The 17,685-nt window shown below is 70.7% G+C and carries 21 protein-coding genes; 14 read left to right on the top strand and 7 right to left on the bottom strand.

The window, feature by feature from the left end; translation table 11 throughout:
- Positions 1 to 42 precede the first annotated feature (42 nt).
- Positions 43 to 507, top strand: a complete 465-nt coding sequence (locus OG580_RS30020) for an RICIN domain-containing protein (RefSeq protein ID WP_267046774.1) — start codon at positions 43 to 45, stop codon at positions 505 to 507.
- A 16-nt stretch (positions 508 to 523) separates the two neighbouring features.
- Here OG580_RS30020 and OG580_RS30015 read toward each other — a convergent pair whose 3' ends face one another.
- Together OG580_RS30015 and OG580_RS30010 are read right to left on the bottom strand one after the other, a co-directional pair.
- Entirely contained in the window at positions 524 to 1,447 is a 924-nt protein-coding gene (locus OG580_RS30015) for a trans-aconitate 2-methyltransferase (protein WP_267046773.1), read from the bottom strand.
- 135 nt (positions 1,448 to 1,582) lie between these two features.
- Complete coding sequence (locus OG580_RS30010; RefSeq protein ID WP_267046772.1) at positions 1,583 to 2,515, bottom strand: AraC family transcriptional regulator; 933 nt, start codon at positions 2,513 to 2,515, stop codon at positions 1,583 to 1,585.
- 101 nt (positions 2,516 to 2,616) lie between these two features.
- Between OG580_RS30010 and OG580_RS30005 the strand changes: the two genes are divergently transcribed.
- Positions 2,617 to 3,501 (top strand): NmrA family transcriptional regulator, encoded by an 885-nt coding sequence (locus tag OG580_RS30005; protein WP_267046771.1) that lies wholly within the window; start codon positions 2,617 to 2,619, stop codon positions 3,499 to 3,501.
- Positions 3,502 to 3,585: 84 nt separating this feature from the next.
- Here the strand turns inward: OG580_RS30005 and OG580_RS30000 are convergent, their stop codons facing one another.
- Together OG580_RS30000 and OG580_RS29995 are read right to left on the bottom strand one after the other, a co-directional pair.
- Positions 3,586 to 4,320: a class I SAM-dependent methyltransferase gene (locus tag OG580_RS30000; protein WP_267048182.1), complete on the bottom strand. Its 735-nt coding sequence runs from the start codon at positions 4,318 to 4,320 to the stop codon at positions 3,586 to 3,588.
- Between the two features lie 51 nt (positions 4,321 to 4,371).
- The gene (locus OG580_RS29995; RefSeq protein WP_267046770.1) at positions 4,372 to 4,680 is read right to left on the bottom strand and encodes a 4a-hydroxytetrahydrobiopterin dehydratase; all 309 of its coding nucleotides are present in this window, start codon (positions 4,678 to 4,680) and stop codon (positions 4,372 to 4,374) included.
- Positions 4,681 to 4,771: 91 nt separating this feature from the next.
- Between OG580_RS29995 and OG580_RS29990 the strand changes: the two genes are divergently transcribed.
- Entirely contained in the window at positions 4,772 to 5,590 is an 819-nt protein-coding gene (locus OG580_RS29990; protein WP_267046769.1) for a helix-turn-helix domain-containing protein, read from the top strand.
- On the opposite strand, the gene OG580_RS29985 is transcribed toward OG580_RS29990, so the two are convergent.
- Positions 5,580 to 6,011 carry a hypothetical protein gene (locus OG580_RS29985; protein WP_267046768.1) on the bottom strand — a complete coding sequence of 144 codons (432 nt, stop codon included), beginning with the start codon at positions 6,009 to 6,011 and terminating at the stop codon, positions 5,580 to 5,582. The two genes, OG580_RS29990 and OG580_RS29985, sit on opposite strands and share 11 nt — an antisense overlap.
- A 343-nt stretch (positions 6,012 to 6,354) precedes the next feature.
- Positions 6,355 to 6,663, bottom strand: a complete 309-nt coding sequence (locus OG580_RS29980; RefSeq protein ID WP_267046767.1) for an immunity 53 family protein — start codon at positions 6,661 to 6,663, stop codon at positions 6,355 to 6,357.
- A 396-nt stretch (positions 6,664 to 7,059) separates the two neighbouring features.
- Here OG580_RS29980 and OG580_RS29975 point away from each other — a divergent pair, with 396 nt between their 5' ends.
- From OG580_RS29975 to OG580_RS29965, 3 genes are all read left to right on the top strand, one after another.
- On the top strand, positions 7,060 to 7,815 hold the full coding sequence (locus OG580_RS29975) for a hypothetical protein (protein ID WP_267046766.1): 756 nt from the start codon (positions 7,060 to 7,062) through the stop codon (positions 7,813 to 7,815).
- A 131-nt stretch (positions 7,816 to 7,946) separates the two neighbouring features.
- Positions 7,947 to 8,330 carry a hypothetical protein gene (locus tag OG580_RS29970; protein ID WP_267046765.1) on the top strand — a complete coding sequence of 128 codons (384 nt, stop codon included), beginning with the start codon at positions 7,947 to 7,949 and terminating at the stop codon, positions 8,328 to 8,330.
- A 212-nt stretch (positions 8,331 to 8,542) separates the two neighbouring features.
- Positions 8,543 to 9,319: an NUDIX domain-containing protein gene (locus tag OG580_RS29965; RefSeq protein ID WP_267048181.1), complete on the top strand. Its 777-nt coding sequence runs from the start codon at positions 8,543 to 8,545 to the stop codon at positions 9,317 to 9,319.
- Here the strand turns inward: OG580_RS29965 and OG580_RS29960 are convergent.
- Positions 9,303 to 10,436 (bottom strand): XRE family transcriptional regulator, encoded by a 1,134-nt coding sequence (locus OG580_RS29960; protein WP_267046764.1) that lies wholly within the window; start codon positions 10,434 to 10,436, stop codon positions 9,303 to 9,305. The genes OG580_RS29965 and OG580_RS29960 overlap by 17 nt on opposite strands.
- Before the next feature lie 768 nt (positions 10,437 to 11,204).
- On the opposite strand from OG580_RS29960, the gene OG580_RS29955 reads away from it, so the two are divergent.
- The 8 genes from OG580_RS29955 to OG580_RS29920 all read left to right on the top strand — a co-directional run bounded on the left by OG580_RS29955 (position 11,205) and on the right by OG580_RS29920 (position 17,588).
- Positions 11,205 to 11,471: a DUF6284 family protein gene (locus OG580_RS29955; RefSeq protein ID WP_267046763.1), complete on the top strand. Its 267-nt coding sequence runs from the start codon at positions 11,205 to 11,207 to the stop codon at positions 11,469 to 11,471.
- The gene (locus OG580_RS29950; RefSeq protein WP_267046762.1) at positions 11,468 to 11,806 is read left to right on the top strand and encodes a hypothetical protein; all 339 of its coding nucleotides are present in this window, start codon (positions 11,468 to 11,470) and stop codon (positions 11,804 to 11,806) included. The genes OG580_RS29955 and OG580_RS29950 overlap by 4 nt, the downstream gene beginning before the upstream one ends.
- Positions 11,803 to 12,807, top strand: a complete 1,005-nt coding sequence (locus tag OG580_RS29945; RefSeq protein ID WP_267046761.1) for a DUF2637 domain-containing protein — start codon at positions 11,803 to 11,805, stop codon at positions 12,805 to 12,807. The genes OG580_RS29950 and OG580_RS29945 overlap by 4 nt, the downstream gene beginning before the upstream one ends.
- Complete coding sequence (locus tag OG580_RS29940) at positions 12,804 to 13,133, top strand: RRQRL motif-containing zinc-binding protein (RefSeq protein WP_267046760.1); 330 nt, start codon at positions 12,804 to 12,806, stop codon at positions 13,131 to 13,133. Before OG580_RS29945 ends, OG580_RS29940 begins: the two co-directional genes overlap by 4 nt.
- A 20-nt stretch (positions 13,134 to 13,153) precedes the next feature.
- Positions 13,154 to 13,546, top strand: a complete 393-nt coding sequence (locus OG580_RS29935) for a DUF3307 domain-containing protein (protein WP_267046759.1) — start codon at positions 13,154 to 13,156, stop codon at positions 13,544 to 13,546.
- 18 nt (positions 13,547 to 13,564) lie between these two features.
- Positions 13,565 to 13,777 (top strand): hypothetical protein, encoded by a 213-nt coding sequence (locus OG580_RS29930; RefSeq protein WP_267046758.1) that lies wholly within the window; start codon positions 13,565 to 13,567, stop codon positions 13,775 to 13,777.
- Between the two features lie 80 nt (positions 13,778 to 13,857).
- Entirely contained in the window at positions 13,858 to 15,498 is a 1,641-nt protein-coding gene (locus OG580_RS29925; RefSeq protein WP_267046757.1) for a hypothetical protein, read from the top strand.
- Between the two features lie 2 nt (positions 15,499 to 15,500).
- The gene (locus OG580_RS29920) at positions 15,501 to 17,588 is read left to right on the top strand and encodes a hypothetical protein (RefSeq protein WP_267046756.1); all 2,088 of its coding nucleotides are present in this window, start codon (positions 15,501 to 15,503) and stop codon (positions 17,586 to 17,588) included.
- The last annotated feature ends 97 nt before the right edge of the window (positions 17,589 to 17,685 follow it).

Genomic DNA, 17,685 nt, shown 5'->3' with positions numbered 1-17,685 from the left:
GTATCCAGGAGCCGGGCGCGCATCAGGGAAGAGGAGCGAGCGGTGAGTGGTGCCCCGAGGCCCGTCGAGGAGGGCGTCTACCGGGTACGGAACGTGGCGAGCGGGCTGCTGCTCGAAGTGCCCGAGGGGTCGGGCCGCAGCGGCGCGAAGATGCTGCAGGGGGTCGAGGACGGCACGCCCGGGCAGCACTGGCACATCTCGGCCGTGCCCAACGGCGGCGGGCTCTACCACCTGGTCAACGCGGCCAGCGGCAAACGACTCGACGTCATGAACGCGTCCACGGAGAACGGCGCCCTGATCCAGCAGTGGAAGCCGAACAACTTCGGCGCGCAGGAGTGGGTCATCGAGCAGGACCTCCAGTCGCCGGGGACGGTGGCGCTGGTGAGCTTCGTGAGCGGACTGTTCCTGGAGGTCGCGGCCGGGTCCCGGGAGGCCGGCGGGGCCGTACGGCAGTGGGAGGACACCGACTCGCCGTTCCAGTGGTGGCGGTTGGAGCCGGTGTCCTGACGTCGCGCCCGGGCCGTCAGCCCTTGCGGGCGGTGTGGACGGTGCGGGCCGCGAGGTGGAAGAGGTCCGTGCGGTGGTGCAGGGACCTCGCGTCGGCCGGGTCCAGGAGCAGGTCGAGCGTCTTGCGGTCGTCCGGGGCGAGGCGGTCGCCGAAGCCGTCGCGCAGGCGCTGGTAGTGCGAGACGGCCAGCTCGCGGACGACCGGGGAGACGGGCGCCGGGACGTCCGTGAGGAACGTGCGGGTGCCGGCGGGGGTGAGGCCGGCCGCGGCGAGGAGCGCCCGCCAGTCGTCCGGCTCGTCGACGGATCCGGGCGTTCCGGCGCGCATCTCGCCGAACCGGTCGGCGTCGGCGGCGTCGAGGCGGGCCTCCAGGCCCGGTCGGCCGATACCGATGTGCCAGGGCAGGTGGCGGGTGGGCAGGCCGCCCTCGACCAGGGCGATCAGCCCGCCGGGCCGCAGGACCCCGGCGAGCTCCGCGAGCGCGGCCCGCTGGTCGCCGATGTGGTGCAGGGAGTTGCCGGCCCAGACGAGGTCGGCCTCGCCCAGGGTGCCGATGCCCTCGGGGAGTTCGGCGTGGAGGGTGGAGACCCGGGCGCCGAGCCCCCGGGCCTCGGCGCGGTCGCGGGCCCGTACGAGGAGTTCGGGGGTGCCGTCCACAGCGACGGTCTCGGCGGCCGGGAAGGCCTCCGCGAGCAGGCTGGTGACGACGCCGGGGCCGCTGCCGATGTCGAGGATCCGCCGGACGCCGTAGACGGGGGCGAGGGTGCCGAGCCAGGCGGCGGCCTCGGCGTAGGCGGAGCTCGCGATCTCGGCCTGCCGCTCCAGGAGCGGGGCGACCTGGTTCCAGTCCGGGTGGGTGCTGTCGTGGTGGTGGCCGTGCCCGTGACCATGCCCCTGCTGGTGGTCGTGGCCGTGGTGGGACGCGCGGTGCTGACTCATGGGTCCAGAGTGCGACGGGTCGGCGCGATGCGCGAGAAATATTGCCGGACCGGCAAAGTGTCCGGAGGGATTTGCCGGTCCGGCAAGGAGTGGCAAGGGGTGTCGCCGGTCCGGCGGCCCGTCGCCCGGGGCCGGTCAGCCGCGGGTGCGGTGCTCCTGCGGGCTGAGACCCCGGACTCTTTTGAAGGCGGCGCTGAGGGCGAACGCGCCGCTGTAGCCGACCTGCCGGGCGACCGCCTCGACGGTGGCGTCCGTCTCCCGCAGCAGATCGGCCGCGAGCGCGAGCCGCCAGTCGGTGAGGTACGCCATCGGGGTCTCGCCGACGAGTGCGCTGAAGCGGCGGGCGAGCGCGGCCCGGGACACGCCGGACTTCGCGGCGAGCGAGGCGACGGTCCAGGGGTGGGCGGGGTCGTCCTGGAGCAGCCGGAGCGCCCGGCCGACGACCGGGTCGCCCATGGCCTTGTACCAGGCGGGCGCCTCGGCCCCGGGACGGGAGAACCAGGCGCGGACGGCGGCGATGAGCAGCAGGTCGAGGACCCGGTCGAGGACGACGGTCTGGCCGGGTTCGTCGCGGGCGATCTCCTCGTCGAGGAAGGGCATGAGGGGGCAGTTCCAGACGTCGGCGGGCAGGTGGAGCAGCGTCGGCAGGGCGTCGAGCAGCCGGCGGCCGACCTCGCCGTCCATCCGGTAGGTGCCGACGAGGACCGTGCTGCTGCCGTCGAGGGCGTTGCCCCAGGTGCGGACGCCCAGGCGCATGGTCTGGGCGAGCGGCTCCCCGGCGAGGGTGGTGCAGCCGCCGTCGGGGCCGATGCGGGCGCGGGGCGGCGCGTCGGGGGCGTCGGCGACGGTGTACGGCTCCGGGCCACGGGCGATGGCGATGTCCCCGGGCCGCAGGAGGACGGCTTCACCGGTGTCAGGGACGACCCAGGCCTCGCCGTCGGTGACGCACATGAGGCAGAGGGGCGCGCCGTCCTCGATGCGCACGGACCACGGCGGCTCCATGATCATGCGGAGGAGGAAGGCGCCCTTGGCGCGGGGGCCGTCGAGGAGTCCGGCGAGTGCGTCCATGGCCGGATCGTAGGCCCCGCGCCGTACGGGTGAGACGGAGACGTAGGCGCGTGAGACTGCGGAGCATGGGCTGCGGGGGCCGTGGGCGGGAGTCTTGAACCATGACGACGAACACGCGGAACACGCAGAGCACGGACGGTACTCAGGGCGCGCGGAGCGCGCGGAGTACGCAGACGATCCTGGTGACGAGCGCCTCCGGCAAGACCGGGCGGCGCGTCGCCGAGCGGCTCGGGGCGCGCGGGGCGACCGTCCGCGCCGGGTCCCGTACCGGAACGACGCCCTTCGACTGGGAGTCCCCGGCGACCTGGGGCCCGGCGCTGAGGGGCGCGGACGCCGCCTACGTGGCCTACTATCCGGACCTCGCCGCCCCGGGCGCGGTCGAGGCGATGCGTACCTTCGGGCGCCTCGCCGCCGAGAGCGGCGTACGTCGCGTGACGCTGCTGTCCGGGCGCGGGGAGCCCGAGGCGGTCGTGGCGGAGGAGGCGCTGCGGGAGGCGGCCGCCGGGGTCGAACTGACCGTGGTCCGGGCCTCGTTCTTCGCGCAGAACTTCTCCGAGGGACTGCTCGCGGAGGGCGTCGCCGAGGGCGCGCTGGTCTTCCCCGCGGGTGACACGGCCGAGCCGTTCATCGACGCGGACGACCTCGCGGACGTGGTCGTCGAGACGCTGACGGCGGACGGGCACGCGGGGCGGGTGCACGAGGTGACGGGGCCGCGGCCGGTGTCCTTCGCCGAGGTGGCGGCGGAGGTCTCGCGCGCCTCGGGCCGCCCGGTGTTCTACCAGGCGATGTCCGCGACGGAGTACGCGGGGTTCCTCACCGGCTTCGGTCTCCCGGAGCCGGAGGCCGAGTGGCTCGCGGCCCTCTTCGCGTCGCTCCTCGACGGCCACAACGCCTCGACGACGGACGGGGTGAAGCGGATCCTGGGCCGCGAGCCGCGCGCGTTCGCCGCGTTCGCGACGGAGACCTGGGGCGGGGCGGCGACCTGAGACGGCTTCCGCCGTGGCCCTACGGCCCGAGACGGTGCGGGCGCCTCCACCGGACGGAAGGCCACGCGGGCCCGCTCAGGGGGTTCAGCCGCGCTTGACGAAGGCGGCCAGCCGGTATCGGGGGTCGTCACGGGGGCGGTCCTGGTCCGGGAGGGCCGCGAGGGCGGCGGCGAGCGCGTCGGAGGACGTCGTGGCGCCGTCGAACCAGGAGGCGAAGTAGCCCGCGCGCAGCTTCCGTACGGCGTCGCGCGGGGTGCTGCCCTGGCCGTGGCCCGTGAAGTGGGTGCCGGGAGCGGGGTCGAGGCCGTGGAGAGCCGCGTGACGGGTGATCAGGTCGGCGCGGTCGGAGGCCGCGGCGGCCGAGCGGTGGGGTCGGAGGATCCCGTCGATGTCACTGCCGACGTCATGGCCGGCGTCCTTGTCGACCGTGGCGATCAGGACGCCGCCGGGGCGCAGGACGCGGGCCGCCTCGGCGACGATCTCCGGCGCGAAGGAGACGAGGTGCAGCAGCCACACGGCGGAGACCGCGTCCAGGGAGGCGTCGGGCAGCGGCAGCCGCCGGGCGTCGGCGCGGACGGTCCGGCCGGGCAGCCGCCCGGCGGCCGTCCGCAGCATCGCGTGGGCGGCGTCGGCCCCGTACACCCGCAGACCGGTCCTGGTGAGCCGCTCGGTGACGAGGCCGGTGCCGCAGGCGACGTCGAGGAGCGTGCGGGCGCCGGGCGGTACGAGCCGCAGCACGGCCTCGGCCGCGGCGTCGGCGCGGGGCACGCCGCCGCGGGTCCGGTCGTAGTGCGCCGCCTCGGCCTCGTAGTCGAGCAGGGTGTCAGCCATGCCGGTGATCCTACGAAACACCTCGAAGGCGACGGGGGGTCAGTTCGCGCCGTGGCCCGGGGCGATCCCTTCGACGCGCTCGGCGAGCTCGAAGTCCTTCTCCGTGACGGCCCCGCCGACGGAGTGGGTGTTCACGGACAGGGCCACCGTGTTGTAACCGAGCGTCAGATCGGAGTGGTGGTCGAGCTCCTGCTGGATCTGGGCCACGTGCACGACGAGCGCGGTCGCGGCGAAGTGGTCGCCGAGCCGGTAGGTGCGGGCGAGACGATCGCCGCCCTCGACGGACCACCCGGGGAGCTCCCGCAGACGGTCCTCGATCTCCTTCTGCGACAGCGGCTGTGTGGGCACGGTGGTGCTCCCTCCGGTCAGGTGGTGCGCGATGACGGACAGGGTCCCCCGGGAAAGCTACCCGGGTCCCCCTCTGGGATACCGTCTGGCCATGACAACTGTCGTGAGCGACACGGGGGTAGGGCCGCTGCTGCGCGGTTGGCGTGAGCAGCGCCGGCTGAGCCAGCTGGAGCTCGCACTGCGCGCGGATTCGTCCGCCCGGCACATCTCCTTCGTGGAGACCGGCCGCTCCCGGCCGAGCGAGGAGATGGTCCTCCGGCTCGCCGAGCACCTGGACGTGCCGATGCGAGACCGGAACGCGCTGCTGCTCGCCGCCGGTTACGCCCCCCGGTACACGGAGTCGCCGCTCGACGCCCCGCGGCTCGAGGCGCTGCGGGAGGGCATCGAGCGGCTGCTGCGGGGGTACGAGCCGTATCCGGCGTTCGTGGTGGACGGCTCGTACACGGTGGTGGCGGCCAACCGGGGCATCGGGCTGCTGCTCGACGGGCTGCCGGAGCATCTGCTGGCCTCGCCGCTGAACGCGATGCGGCTCACCCTCCATCCGGAGGGCCTCGCGCCCCGGATCCGTAACCTGCGGGAGTGGCGAGGGCACCTGCTGGCCCAGATGGAGCGGCAGATCGCCCTGGCCCGGTCGGAGGCGCTGCGGGAGCTGTACGAGGAGGTGGCGGCCTATCCGCTGCCGCCCGGCGCGGAGGAGGAGAGCGCCCCCGACGCGGAGCCGTACCCGTACATCGCGCTGCCGATGCGGATCGAGCACGACGGACGGATCCTGTCGTTCGTGTCGTCGATCTCGACGTTCAACACACCGATGGACGTGACCGTCGCCGAGCTGGCCATCGAGACGCTGCTCCCGGCCGACGCGGAGACGGTCGCGTACCTCCAGTCCCTGGCGGTGACGGTCAGCGAGTAGTAGCCGAGACGGCTCGCAGAGCGGTCCACTGGAGCACGGCGAAGCCGGCGACGGTGGCCGCCTGCATCGGTGTCCACAGCAGGCCCGCGGTGGTCGGCTCCAGCCAGGTGAAGAGGGCGACGACGCTGAGGACGACCCAGAGGACGTTGAGGTCGACGACGAGCTTGACGCCGAGGGCCGGGGGCTGCGGGCGGCTCGCGAGCCAGGCGACGCCGGCGGCGTACGCGGTGAGGAAGACGCCGAGTTCGAGCAGGAGGGCCGCGTCGATGCCGAGGAGCTCGCCGAGGGGGCCGGAGGCCGTGAGGTAGGCGAGTCCGTTGGCGCCGGTGACGACGGCGTCGAGGGCGAGAAAGCGGCGCAGCGCGGTCTGCGGCTGAGCGGTGCGGGCAGTCCTCAACGATACGCGCAGGGCCTGGGACATGGCGGATCACCCTCCATGGGGACGTTCGGGCTGGGGCCTGTCCGGCCATGATCTGCCGGACATGGCCCGAGGTGGGTCCGGAGCCCGAGCGGAGTGCGCCGCCCGGGTTCCGGTGTTCATGAGCATGCCGCGTGGCCCGGAAGGGGTCGATTACCTGCGAGGTAATGGGACCCCCTCTCTCAGCCTCCATCAGGCGCCCGCTCACCGGCCCTAGGGGGAGCCCCTGCGGTCGCTGAAGTTCGCCTACATCCGCTGGATGTCGCCTCGTGTGGCTCCCCGTCTGGCTCCCTAGTGCTGTGACCGCATAGGTCCACCGGTTTGGTGTCTCCGGCTGTGTATCCGCTCAGGAGGCCGTCGTTGTTGCCCAGGTTCGGAACAGGGTGAGGGCCTCGGTGAGGTTTCCGGGACCGCACGCGGCGTGGAAGGTCTTCTCGGCGGTCCACGCATGGACCCAGTCCTGTGCGCTGCGATTGACCTCCTGGAGGGTGTACTCGCGTTCTTCCAGATTCGTGTCCTCGAGATCGATCTCGATGCTCCAGCCGGGATTGTCGAGCGTGTCGATCTTCACGCCCCACGCGTGCTCCCAGTCGCCGTCGCACTGCTGCGCGTACCAGTTCTGCAGCCAGTCAAGAAGGGGCTCCGAATCGCTCATGACAAGAGATGCTAAGTGAGTCGCGCGCCGGGTTCGGGCGTGACTGGTCCGCCCTGCAGGGAGAAGCGATGGCGGAACCGGTACGAGTACGCAGCGAGAAGGGCATGCGCTGGGGAGGACGCCCCCTCGCCGTTGCAGCATGACCCGCAACCCGGTGGACCTATGCGGTCACAGCACTAGCCGGCGGTAGCCCTCAACTAGGGCGGGATCACCGGCCGGATTGGGCAGGGGTACACGCCCTATGGTCAGAGACGACCCGGCGAGGGGTTGGTGGGCGGCTGGAGCACTGTACGCACAGGCGCGCTTGTCGGTCCTCTGGGGTGCGCCGCAGCTCACAAAGTGAGTGCGAGTTGACCATGCACCTGGGAACCTTAGAGCTTCCGCTCAGGAGGATGCATGGATCAGACGTGGCGCTGGATACGGGCATTGGACGCCCCTGCCATTGACTGGGAGAAGGAGGGAGACGAATGGCTGAACCGCGTCGCCCAACACCTTTACGATCCCCTTAAGTCCGTCGGCCACGGAATTCAGAGGGATGTCACGACCGGCCTGATGGAATTCAGCACCACCTACCCAAATGGCGAGCGCACGGATACACGAATCCTCATCCTCCCAATTCCCGATGGCGCCGTTAAAATTTGGCTTTCCGGACTTAAGGAGAACGAAGACCCTACACTCTCAGCAATCTGGGAAGATGCGATCAAGAATGCCACGGAGGGAGTGAGCGAGGAACCCAAGAAGCATAAATGGACAGCTTTGATTGGCGCCACACCACCGAAGTATGACCCAAAAGTACTTCACTTGGCGAAAAATGCGAAAGTGGACAATCTCTCCCTCTCCTCGACGGGGCGCTACTACATCGAGACAGGGGCGCCAAAGAAGTCGCTAAGCGGCTGGAGCCTGTTCGCATCCATTCCCATTATGGTTCAGGGAGAGAGTCGCGGATACGACTGGAGTGAAGCCCAGGTCGATGCGGCCGGACAACTGAACCGCCTGATTTCCATTCTCTCCATAGCATGGGGCGTGACGATCGACGTAAGAGAAGCGGCGATGCCCCTCGAACTGGGGAAAGGATTGCCCCTGACGTGGCCCCTTGGCTCAGAAGTGACCATTTCGAATACTCGCCAGACGACTCGAATAAGTATGAAGTGAGCGTACCCACCTGGGTCAGCAGTGCCTTCACAAGAGCAGGGAAGCGAGTCAAGCTGGATTCAGCCTCGGCGATGTATATGGAAGGGTGCCGACTTGAAATCGGGCATCCGAGCATGGCCCAGGTGGCATTCGTGGCCGCGATCGAAGCGGTTTCCCTCATGTTGTACAAGGAAGATAAGTGCGCCACGTGCGGCGGCCACACCAGCATTGCAGCAAAGTTCCGGGAAACTCTCAAGCTCGTACTAAACGAGACGGAAGTGGAGATGCTTCGCCCTGTTTACGGCAATCGATCAAAGACTGTCCACACAGGACGCCTACACGGCCCCGAAAGGACTCCCGGTGCATTTCAGTTTGGAATATTCCGCCCAACTCCCGAGCGGGATTTCGAATGGAGCACTCTGATCCCTCTTAAGCGTGCCGCAAGGGAGCTACTAACCATGAGTCTGCAAGGCACCCTACCTGCGCGAATTTCTTTTTCTGTCCCACCCGAGGAAGAAACAGAAAATCATCCCTGATTCTGGATTGGCAGATTCGATCAGCAGGTGGCGGTCGTTGGTGTCGACAATGCGCACTCCCATCCGCAGCGACCCAACTGGAAGAAGAGCTCTGTGTCGGCCGCCCGTCAAGGCGGGCGACAGTCAGGAGAGATCGCATGGCCGAGTCGTCCGCAGCACTCCCCCGATACGCTGGCCAGCATCAACCAACGATGCGGGGGTGTATGCCGAGTATGGGGCCCAAAACTCAGAGGGTCTACGAGACGATCCGATCCTGGATCGAGTCGGGCCGGTACGGCCCCGGCGACAAACTACCGTCCGAGCGGACGCTGAGCGCCGAGCTTGAAATCGGCCGTACCGCGCTGCGCCAGGTACTCACTCGCCTGGCGAACGAGCACCTGATCAAGGCTCACGACCGCAGCGCTTACCGCGTCCTCGGCGGTGAGAGCGTCCCGACGCCGGCAGCGATGGAACCATGGAAGATCCATGGCTCCCGCCACGTGTACGAGAACCGGTGGGTAAACCTGGACCTGGTCGACGTTGAGCCACCCGGCGTCGACCGCTTCGAGCACCACGTCGTCCGGCTCTTCCGCGTGGCCATCACCGCCGTGATCGACGACCAAGACCGTGTGCTCATGCTGTGGCGGTACCGCTTCGTGCCGGAACAGTGGGGTTGGGAACTGCCTGGCGGAATCGTGGACGCGGGCGAGGATGCCGCCACCACGGCGGCCCGCGAGACCGAGGAGGAGACGGGGTGGCGTCCCGGCCCTGTCGAGCACATCGTCAGTTACCAGCCGATGATCGGCATGGTCGACTCACCGCACGAAATCTTCGTGGCCCGTGGCGCCGAGAAGGTCGGTGAGCCCACGGACGCGGAGGAGGCCGGCGAGGTCGCCTGGGTCCCCCTCGACGACATCCCCCGACTCATGTCCGAGGGCAAGCTGATGGGGTCGGGCACGCTCGTAGCCCTGCTCCACATCCTGGCGTCCCGCACTAGAGGCGACCGGTAAGCAGCTCCACTCGGCGGCGATACCGCACGGACCCCGTGCGGTTCGCCAGCAGCCTGGCCTTCTGAAGATGGGACCGCGCGTCTTCCAGCTCTCCCCGGGCCAGGTGCGCCTGAGTTAGATCGCAGTGCAGACCGGAGTTCGCGCGTACGAAGGACTCGTCAGCGCTGTCGAGCGAGGCATACAGCTCCTCCATCGCTGAGGCGTCGCCGAGCTTGGCGAGGACGTTCCCGCGCCACCTCGCGAGGTGGCCTGTGTTGAGGAAGATGCTCAGCATGTCGGCATCGCGCACCTCGCCGTCATCGGGGAGAAGCGCGGTCGCTCGCTCAAGCGCCGACCGTGCCGCCGACTCCATCTCGAGCCCAGCAGCAGCGCACAACTCAGCTTCGGCAGCCGCAAGCCACGCCCGCAGCCGCGGCGAGTGGCGCTCGGGGTGGGTGCGCTGCGCGTCCCGCACCAGTTCGATGGCGAGCTGGGGGCGGCCGGCGTCCGCGAGGACGTATGCCTGCTCGCCCATGGCGTGCGCCAGGTAGAGCGGAGACTCGGCGTCCTGGGCAGCCTTCTTGGCGAGCTCGTACCTCCGCCATGCCCTGTCCACGGCGCCGGCGTCCAGCGCCTGCCATGCGGCAAGGGTGGACGCTCCGGCGAGGGCCGTCGCGATAGGCCGCCGCGCTCCCGGCAGCACGGCAAACGTCAGCGCTTCCTCCATCGCCGCCAGATGCCCGTTCATCTGGTCCACCAGGCCGGTCGCGCCCATCTGCCGGTCCATGGTCCGGAGTAGCTCGGTCTGGGCCAGGAACGACGGGACCATGGACTCACTCAGGCTGCCCGCCGCATCGATCCGGCTCAGCAGGTCCGCGTAGCCATCCGCCTGTGGCTCGGGCGCCTCGGTCCGGCCCCGCAGTTCGGCGTCCGTGGCGCCGAGGAGCGGCCGGAGGATCGCGGCATACCGGTCCGTGATGGTGCGTCGACCGTTCTCCCACTCCGAGATGTAGGTCTTGAGGCTCGCCGGCGAGGCAATGTCGAGCAGTCGTTGCTCCGCGAACCTCTGCATCTCGTGGACCAATCGGTCCTGCGACCACCCTCGCGTGGTCCTGACTTCCTTTAACCCGGTTGCCACGCCGCCTCCTGTAAAGCCCCAGGTGAGAGCTGGTTAACACCCTTGAGGTTAACCCCAGTTGGCTACCGAGACACCCCACTCCGGCCGTTCTCTGGAGATGCACACCGACACGCAACCCCCAGAAGGGGTTGCATCTGGTGCGCACCAGATGCCAATCTATTGGTGCGCACCAGATGGGCCGAAGGGTCTGGGTCCGGTGTGTCCCAACTCAACAGCGTGATCCACCGCAGAACGACGGCCGTGACAGCTCCGGCCAGTGGCGAGTGGAGACCAGCCGACCGAGACCGGGCCCGCGTCACAACCGGGCCCCACACCCCGCAGGGGGACACGCCATCGGCTCTAAGACCCACGTGGCACCTGCCCTGATCACCCCCGAGAACCAGACCTCCTCGGGGCGAGGAGCACCACGTGTATCGGAGGTCTGATCAACACATCCCGCCCCACCGTCGGGAGGTCGATGTGTACCAACGAAGACCACGGGCGCCGAACGTGCTGGACCGGCACGTCGGTCACGCCCACAACGAGTCCCCCTGATCCGCCGCCGTCTCGGCGCACCGCGAAAGCCGGTGATTCGCGGACGTCAGGTCACCTGCGCAGCGGTTGCTGCGGCCGGTTGCCTCCTCCGCCCGTCCGGGCCCTGTTCACGGGGTGCCCGTACGGGCGGGGCAGAGGGGAACCGGAGATTCCTGGTTCTAACGGCGAGACCCCCCGGTGCGGGAACACCGAGGGGTCGGTTCGGGCCGTTCCTGACTGAGAGGAACACACCCAATGTTGTCCATCGCTGCACTTCAGGCCGTTGTTACGGCCAACCCGTTCGATGGTGAGCCGTCGGACGCGGAGCTGGACGCGATCGAGACCGAGATGCCGCTGATCCTGGCAGATGTCGAGCTGCTCGACGCGGTGATCAAGACGCTGGACCGTCCGGTCACGAAGCTGGACGAGCGGCGGATCCGCCGGGCCCGCAACCGGGTCGTGGCGGCCCGCCGGGACCTCACTAACCGCGCTGGCCTGACGCTGACGGATGGTGCCGCGTGAGGGCCCGGACGCTGGCGGACCTGTCCGCCCCGCTGCTCGCGCTGCGGCTGATCGGCGCGGAGTTCGGGCACCTGCCGGCGCCGACCGTGGAGGTCTCGCCGATCTACCCGGAGCGGCTGGAGCTGACGTTCCATGACGACTTCGCCGCCTTCGAGGCGTGGCGCGAGGCCCTGAGCATCGCCCCCGAGTCGGTCGTTCACCGCGTTCAGGTCGGCGGTCAGACCGGCGTCCTGCGTGTTCACGCGACGTTCGCCGGTGCCGATCTGGAGCTGATCGGCTACGCGAAGGTCCCGGCCGCCGAGCCGGTCCTGGCGGGTTCGGGGGTCGGGTCGTGAACGGTGTTCAGATCCGTTCAGCGGAGCGGGCCCTGTCGGTGGGCACGTGGCTGATCGTGTCCGGCGCGATGCTGTACTCGGTCCTCACGGTCACGCCGCTCATGCGGGCCCACACCGCTGACGAGTGGGACTGGACGGCGCCGATTCTGCCGCTCGTGGTGGACGCGGCAGTCGTCATCGTCGTCCGCCTCGACTCCGTCCTCGCCCGTCTCGGCGGGCACGGCGGCAGGTGGCCGGTCGTACTGCGGTGGATGACCGGCGGCATGACCCTGGCGCTGAACGTCGCAGACTCCGCCCTGAGGAAAGACCTGGTCGGCGTGGCGGTCCACGCGGTGGCGCCGCTGCTGCTGATCGTCACAGCCGAGACCGGTCTCGCCTACCGCATGGCGATCACGAACGCGCTCACGGTCATCCAGGAGCGTGAACGCACCGAGCGGGCCGAGCGCGAGAAGGCCGCTGTCGAGCGTGCCGACGCTGCTGAGAAGCGGGTCCGTGAGGCGCGGGAGTTCGAGGCCCGGATGGCTCGTGAACAGCGTGAGCACGAAGCCTCCCTCGTCCGTGAACAGTCCGATCGGGAAGAGCGCGCACGGCGTGAGGAGCGTGAGCGGGTCGAGGCCGCCGAGAGGGCGGAGCGGGCCGAGCTTGAACGCGCTGAGCGTGAGCGTGAACAGCAGCAGACCGAGCGTGAACACCGTGAACGCGAGGCCACCGCGCGCATGGAGAAGGAGCGTCGGGAGCGCGAGGAGCGGGCCCGGCGTGAACAGCGCGAGCAGGCCGAGCGCGCCGAGCGTGAACGAGCTGAACTCCTCGCCGCCGGTCCGGCGCAGAAGAAGCAGGGCGAGGAGCAGGCCCGTAAGACCGTGGCCGCCGCCTACGCGGCGGGTGCGCCGGTACGGCAGGCCGCCGAGCTGTGCGGCTGGTCGATCGGCTGGGTCTCCACCCGCTACCAGGAACTCCGCGACCACGCCCCCGCCCGGTCCCTTGAAGGGGCCGCGCAGTGATCCCCGTCTACCGCTGGCGCCTGGCCCCCGAGGGGCTGGCGACGTTCCGCCAGCTCCGTGCGAGGGGGCTGCGGCCCGGTGGTCAGCCGGTCGTGGCCCAGCTCGAACGCCCTCGCCGCCGGCGCGGGCCGCTGGTCGCGTTCCTCTACCGGATCGACCTGGCCCGCCCGGTCCGCCCGATGACCGAGGCCCGGTGGGCCGCTCTCGCGAAGGCGAACGCGGCCCGACAGGTCTGCCCCGAGTGCGGGCGGGACGCCGGGTACCGGATCCCGACCTCGCTCGGCATGTGCACCTCTTGCGCCTACCCCGACTCGACGGCCGCGTGAGCGGCACTGAGGAGAGTTCCGTGTTCGCGACCGTGTTCGTTCTGCTCTACCTCGGTCACCTGCTGGCCGACTACCCGTTCCAGACCGACCATCAGGCCGCCCACAAGGCCGACCCGGGCGCCAAGGGCTGGCGGGCGAACCTCGACCACGCCGGCACCCACGTCGCCACCTGCGCCCTTGCCCTCCTGATGGGCATGGTCGTGCTGGACCTGTCCATCGGCACCTGGTCCGCGTACCTGGCGCTGGCGTGGATCGGCGGGACACACGCGTTCATCGACCGCCGCTGGCCGGTCCGTTGGTGGATGAACCGCTTCGGTCAGACCGAATGGGCCCGCAACGGCGGTGCCGCGCACGTCGACCAGACCGCCCACGTCGTCGCCCTCGTGGTCGCGGCGCTCGCTCTTGCTGCCTGACATCCATGGAGGTTCACCATGCACAACGAGATCCAGGGCACGCACCACTACGTCCTGACCTTCGACCTTCCCGGCGAGGAGGTGGCCACCTGGGACGGCACCGTCACCCCCGGCACCCTCGACACGCGCCACGACGTCTACGTCTTCCTGCGCGAGTGCGCTGTGGCCGAGCGGCCGCAGTTCGCCAACGCCAGCACCGTCTTCTTCGCGCTGGAGCGGAACACGCTCTGACCTGCACATTCACAAGGGCCCGGCCGCTTCCTTGCACAGACCCGGCCGGGCCCTTTCGTCTCCTAAGGGAGGTAGCCAGCATGACCGATGTCAGCATCGAACCGGTAGTGGGCGAGCAGGCCCCGCCACAGATGCCCGAGCCCTCGCCGCCCGCCACCACCGCCACGGCCGCACCGGCCGAGTCGGTGCCGCACACACCAGGTGGGTGGCCGGTGGTTCCCCTCGCGGTGACGGGGGCGAACGCCACGGCGACGCTGCTCGCCGGGGCGGCCCTGGTGGGCGGGCCGGTCGCGGCGGCGCTCGCCGCGACCGGCGCCGTCGTCCTGGGCGCCACCGCCGCCCGCACCGGCAAGACCACCACCAAGCAGGCCCGGCAGGCAAAGGCGGCCAGGACCGGTACCGGGTCGGCCGCGAAGTCGACCGGAGGCACGCGCAGTTCGGCCGGCGGCACGCGTGGAACTACGGGCCGGGTCCCCACCCAGCCCAAACGCGGCACTACCTCCACCCCCGCATCCGGGCCCAAGTCCGGGGTCAGGCAGTCGAGTTTCCTCACTCGGGGGAAGGGGGCCGCGCGCCTCAAGCCCGGTGCGGGTTCGCTGCGGTCCGCGAGTACGGCGGCGGCCACGGGCGGCCGACGGCCGGGCATGGCGAAGGGCTCGCCGAGTGCGCGAGCGGCCAGGAGCGCAGTCACTCCGGTGGTGCAGCCGCGGGGACGGGCCGGGCAGGTGAGGGCGCTGCGGGAGCAGGCCCGGACGGTCCAGCCGTCGAGGGCGGCGCGGCGGGCGGAGTCGACGGCGGCTCGCCGTCAGGTTGCCGACGCGCGCAGGGCTGCGAGGAGTGAGGCCCGTTCGGCTGCTGCGGCAAGCAGGGGGCCGGTCGGCCGGGCGGTCGGCAGGGCCGCCGGCCGGGTCGGGACCGCCCGTGGGGCGGCCGTGGGTCGGCTGCGTCAGGGACGTGACGCCCGCACGGCCGGGAGGGTGGCTGAGCGGCGGTCGCAGGTCCGCCGTGCTCCCGCGAGGGCGGCTGCCCGCCGGGCGTTGCGGCGGTCCGCCGCCCGGTTCCAGGGCCGCCGCCTGCTCGCCGCGCTCCTGGCCGGCGCGCTCGGGATCGTCGGCATGGTGACCACGCCGCTGGGCCGGTGGCTCGGCTGGGCCTGGCTCCAGAACCCCGGCCGCCGCCTCTACGCCCGGCTGGTCCACAGGGCCCGCACCGAGCGGGAAGCGCGGGACGCAGAGATCCGAGAGCAGCAGGAGATGGACGAGGCCGCCGCCGACGCGGCGGCCGAGCAGGACGGCGAACAGATCGGGGACACGGCCGAGCGTCCGGCCGGTGTCATCCCCACCACCCCCACCAGCGAGAACACCGAGGGAGAGAGCATGTCGGGATTCCGGTTCGAGGAGCACGCGGCGGAGATGTACGCGGCCGCCCACAACTACGAGCCCGAAAATGCCATGGAGATCCTCGCCATGGTCGAGGGGCTGCCCGCCGCGCTGACGAGCGTGGCGAACGTGATGAAGATCCTGGCCGAGCGCTCCGACTCCGAGTTCCCGATGGAGAAGGCGGTCGCGGATGGCTTCAACGACATCTTCGGCGCCCTGATGTCGGCGGTCGCGGTCGCGGAGGACATGGGCCCCATGTTCCGCACCGTCCACGCGCAGGACATCGCCCGCCACGAGGACCCGCGCAACGGGACCCAGGCCGAGAAGGGATGGAACGTCTGATCATGGCCTCCAACACCGCCACCACGTCGGGGCCGGTGTGGGACTGGGCGGCCGGTCACGGACCCGTGACCGGCGCCCTGTCCGCCACCACCGGAGCCCTCGCCGTCGCCACCGTCGGCGCCGCCACCGGCATGCCCGCCGGATGGGCCCTCGCGGCCGGCGCCGCCGGAGCGATCGGCCACACCGTCACCAGCCTCCGCGAGCGTCTCGCCGCCCGCACCATCTCCATGCGCGCCGCCTCATGGCTCCTCGGTGCCGGGTGGACCACCTGGGCGATGGCCACCGGCCCTCTGACCTGGGCCGCGCTCGGCTCGCTCGCCACCCTCGGTGTCGGGATCGGAGCTGCCGCCCGCTCCACCCTCCTGCACGAGGAAGCCCGCGAGCTCGAATCCCTCGCGGCAGCCGAACGGCAGGTCTCCCGCGAGCTGTCGGCCGATCGGCGGGCGATCGCCGCCGAGTGGGTCGACCGGATCCAGCGGGTGTGCGGCATCACGATCCGGGTCCTCGCGGTCGAGCAGTGGCCGACCGGGACGGGGTTCACCATCGACGCCGAACTCCCGGCGGGCGGCACCACCTACGACCGGATCGCGAGGGAGTCCGCACGGCTGTCCGCCGACGCCCGACTCCCGCACGGCTGCACCGCCGCCGCCTCCCAGGGCATCGACCAGGGCCGCGTCCTCATCGACGTCACCACCGTGAACGTGCTGGCCGAGGAGGTCACCTACCCCACCGACTACACGCCCCTGTCCCTGCACACCGGAATCCCGTGGGGACTGCGGACCGACGGCCGTCAGGTGCCGGTCTACCTGCGCGAGCAGTGCGCGCTGGTGGTCGGGCCGACCGGGTCGGGCAAGACGAACATGGTCCACACGATCCTGGCCGGGTTCGCCCGCGCCACCGACGTCCTGACCTGGGTCATCGACCTCAACGCCGGTTCCGCCGGCCTGCCCTGGGTCCGCCCGGCGCTGGCCGAGAACGGTCAGGGGGTGCGGCCGGGGGTGGACTGGCTTGCCTCCACCCACGAGGAAGCCGCGCTCATGCTCGATGCCGCAGTGCGGATCGCGAAGCACCGCAAGATGGCGTATCAGGACCTGATGGCGAAGGCGAACACCGACCTCCTCCCGATCTCCGCGCAGATCCCGCAGATCGAGATCGTCATCGACGAGGGCGCCGAGATCCTCGCCAGCACGGACCGCCCCTCCAAAGTCCTCGCGGCAAAGATCCTGGAAGTGATCCGGATCGCCCGCGCCATGGGCATCCGCACCGTCCTGACCGCGCTCGGCGCCACCGGCGCCGTCCTCGGCAACCTGATGATCCGCCGCGAGGCCAAAGTCCGCGTCGCGCTCACCGGCGGCGAGACCGAGGGCATGGACCTGGGCAAGCAGTTCCCCGGCTCCCGGGGCCTACGGGTCGACCAGGCCCCCTACAAGGGAGCCGGGTTCATGGGCACCCCCGAATCGGCGGCCGCCCTGTTCAAGTCGTGGCGGATCCTGCCCAACCAGATCCGCGACATCGTCGCCGCCACCTCCGACCGCCACCCCACCCTGGACGCCATCTCCACCAAGGCCGCCGGGCCCGACTACATCCGCCGATGGGACTCCTCCCGCATCGACTGGATCCACGACCACACCCCCACCCCGACGGCTCCGGCCCAGCCCTCCCACACGAGCACCACGGGCGGGCTGAACCTGTCCGCGCTCCGCACCACGGAGCCCGCCGTCGAGTCGGAAGCGGACCGGCTGGCACGGGAGTTCCGCGAGCAGATCGACGCCCAGTTCGCCACCACCCCCGAACCCTCCGAGGCGGAGCCGCCGGCCGAGCGGCCGCCCACGGCGGGCGGACTGAACCTGTCCGCGCTCCGCGACGAGGACAACGCCGCCCGCACCGCCGCGCTCGCCGTGCTCCTCGCCGCCGGCACCGAGGGCACCGGGGCATCCGCGATCGCCCGGGCCCTCACCGAGGAGCACGGCACCTCCCGACAGACGGTGGTCGGCTGGCTCAAGACGTGGACCGACGACGGCACCGCAGTCCGGGTCGGGACGGGCACCAAAGCCCGCTACGTCCACCAGCGTCACGCGCCTGGAGCGTGAGCCTTGTCGCCTGTCGCCCACCCGTCTCAGGAAGGGCCCTGGGTGGCTTGCTGAGGGCCGGAAACGGCTTGTGACCTGCAACGCGACAAGCGACAAG

Origin of the sequence: Streptomyces sp. NBC_00094, assembly GCF_026343125.1 — a bacterium.
Lineage (GTDB): Bacteria > Actinomycetota > Actinomycetes > Streptomycetales > Streptomycetaceae > Streptomyces.
Note: the sequence above shows the minus strand (reverse complement) of the source record. Positions and strands in the feature narration are given on the sequence as shown.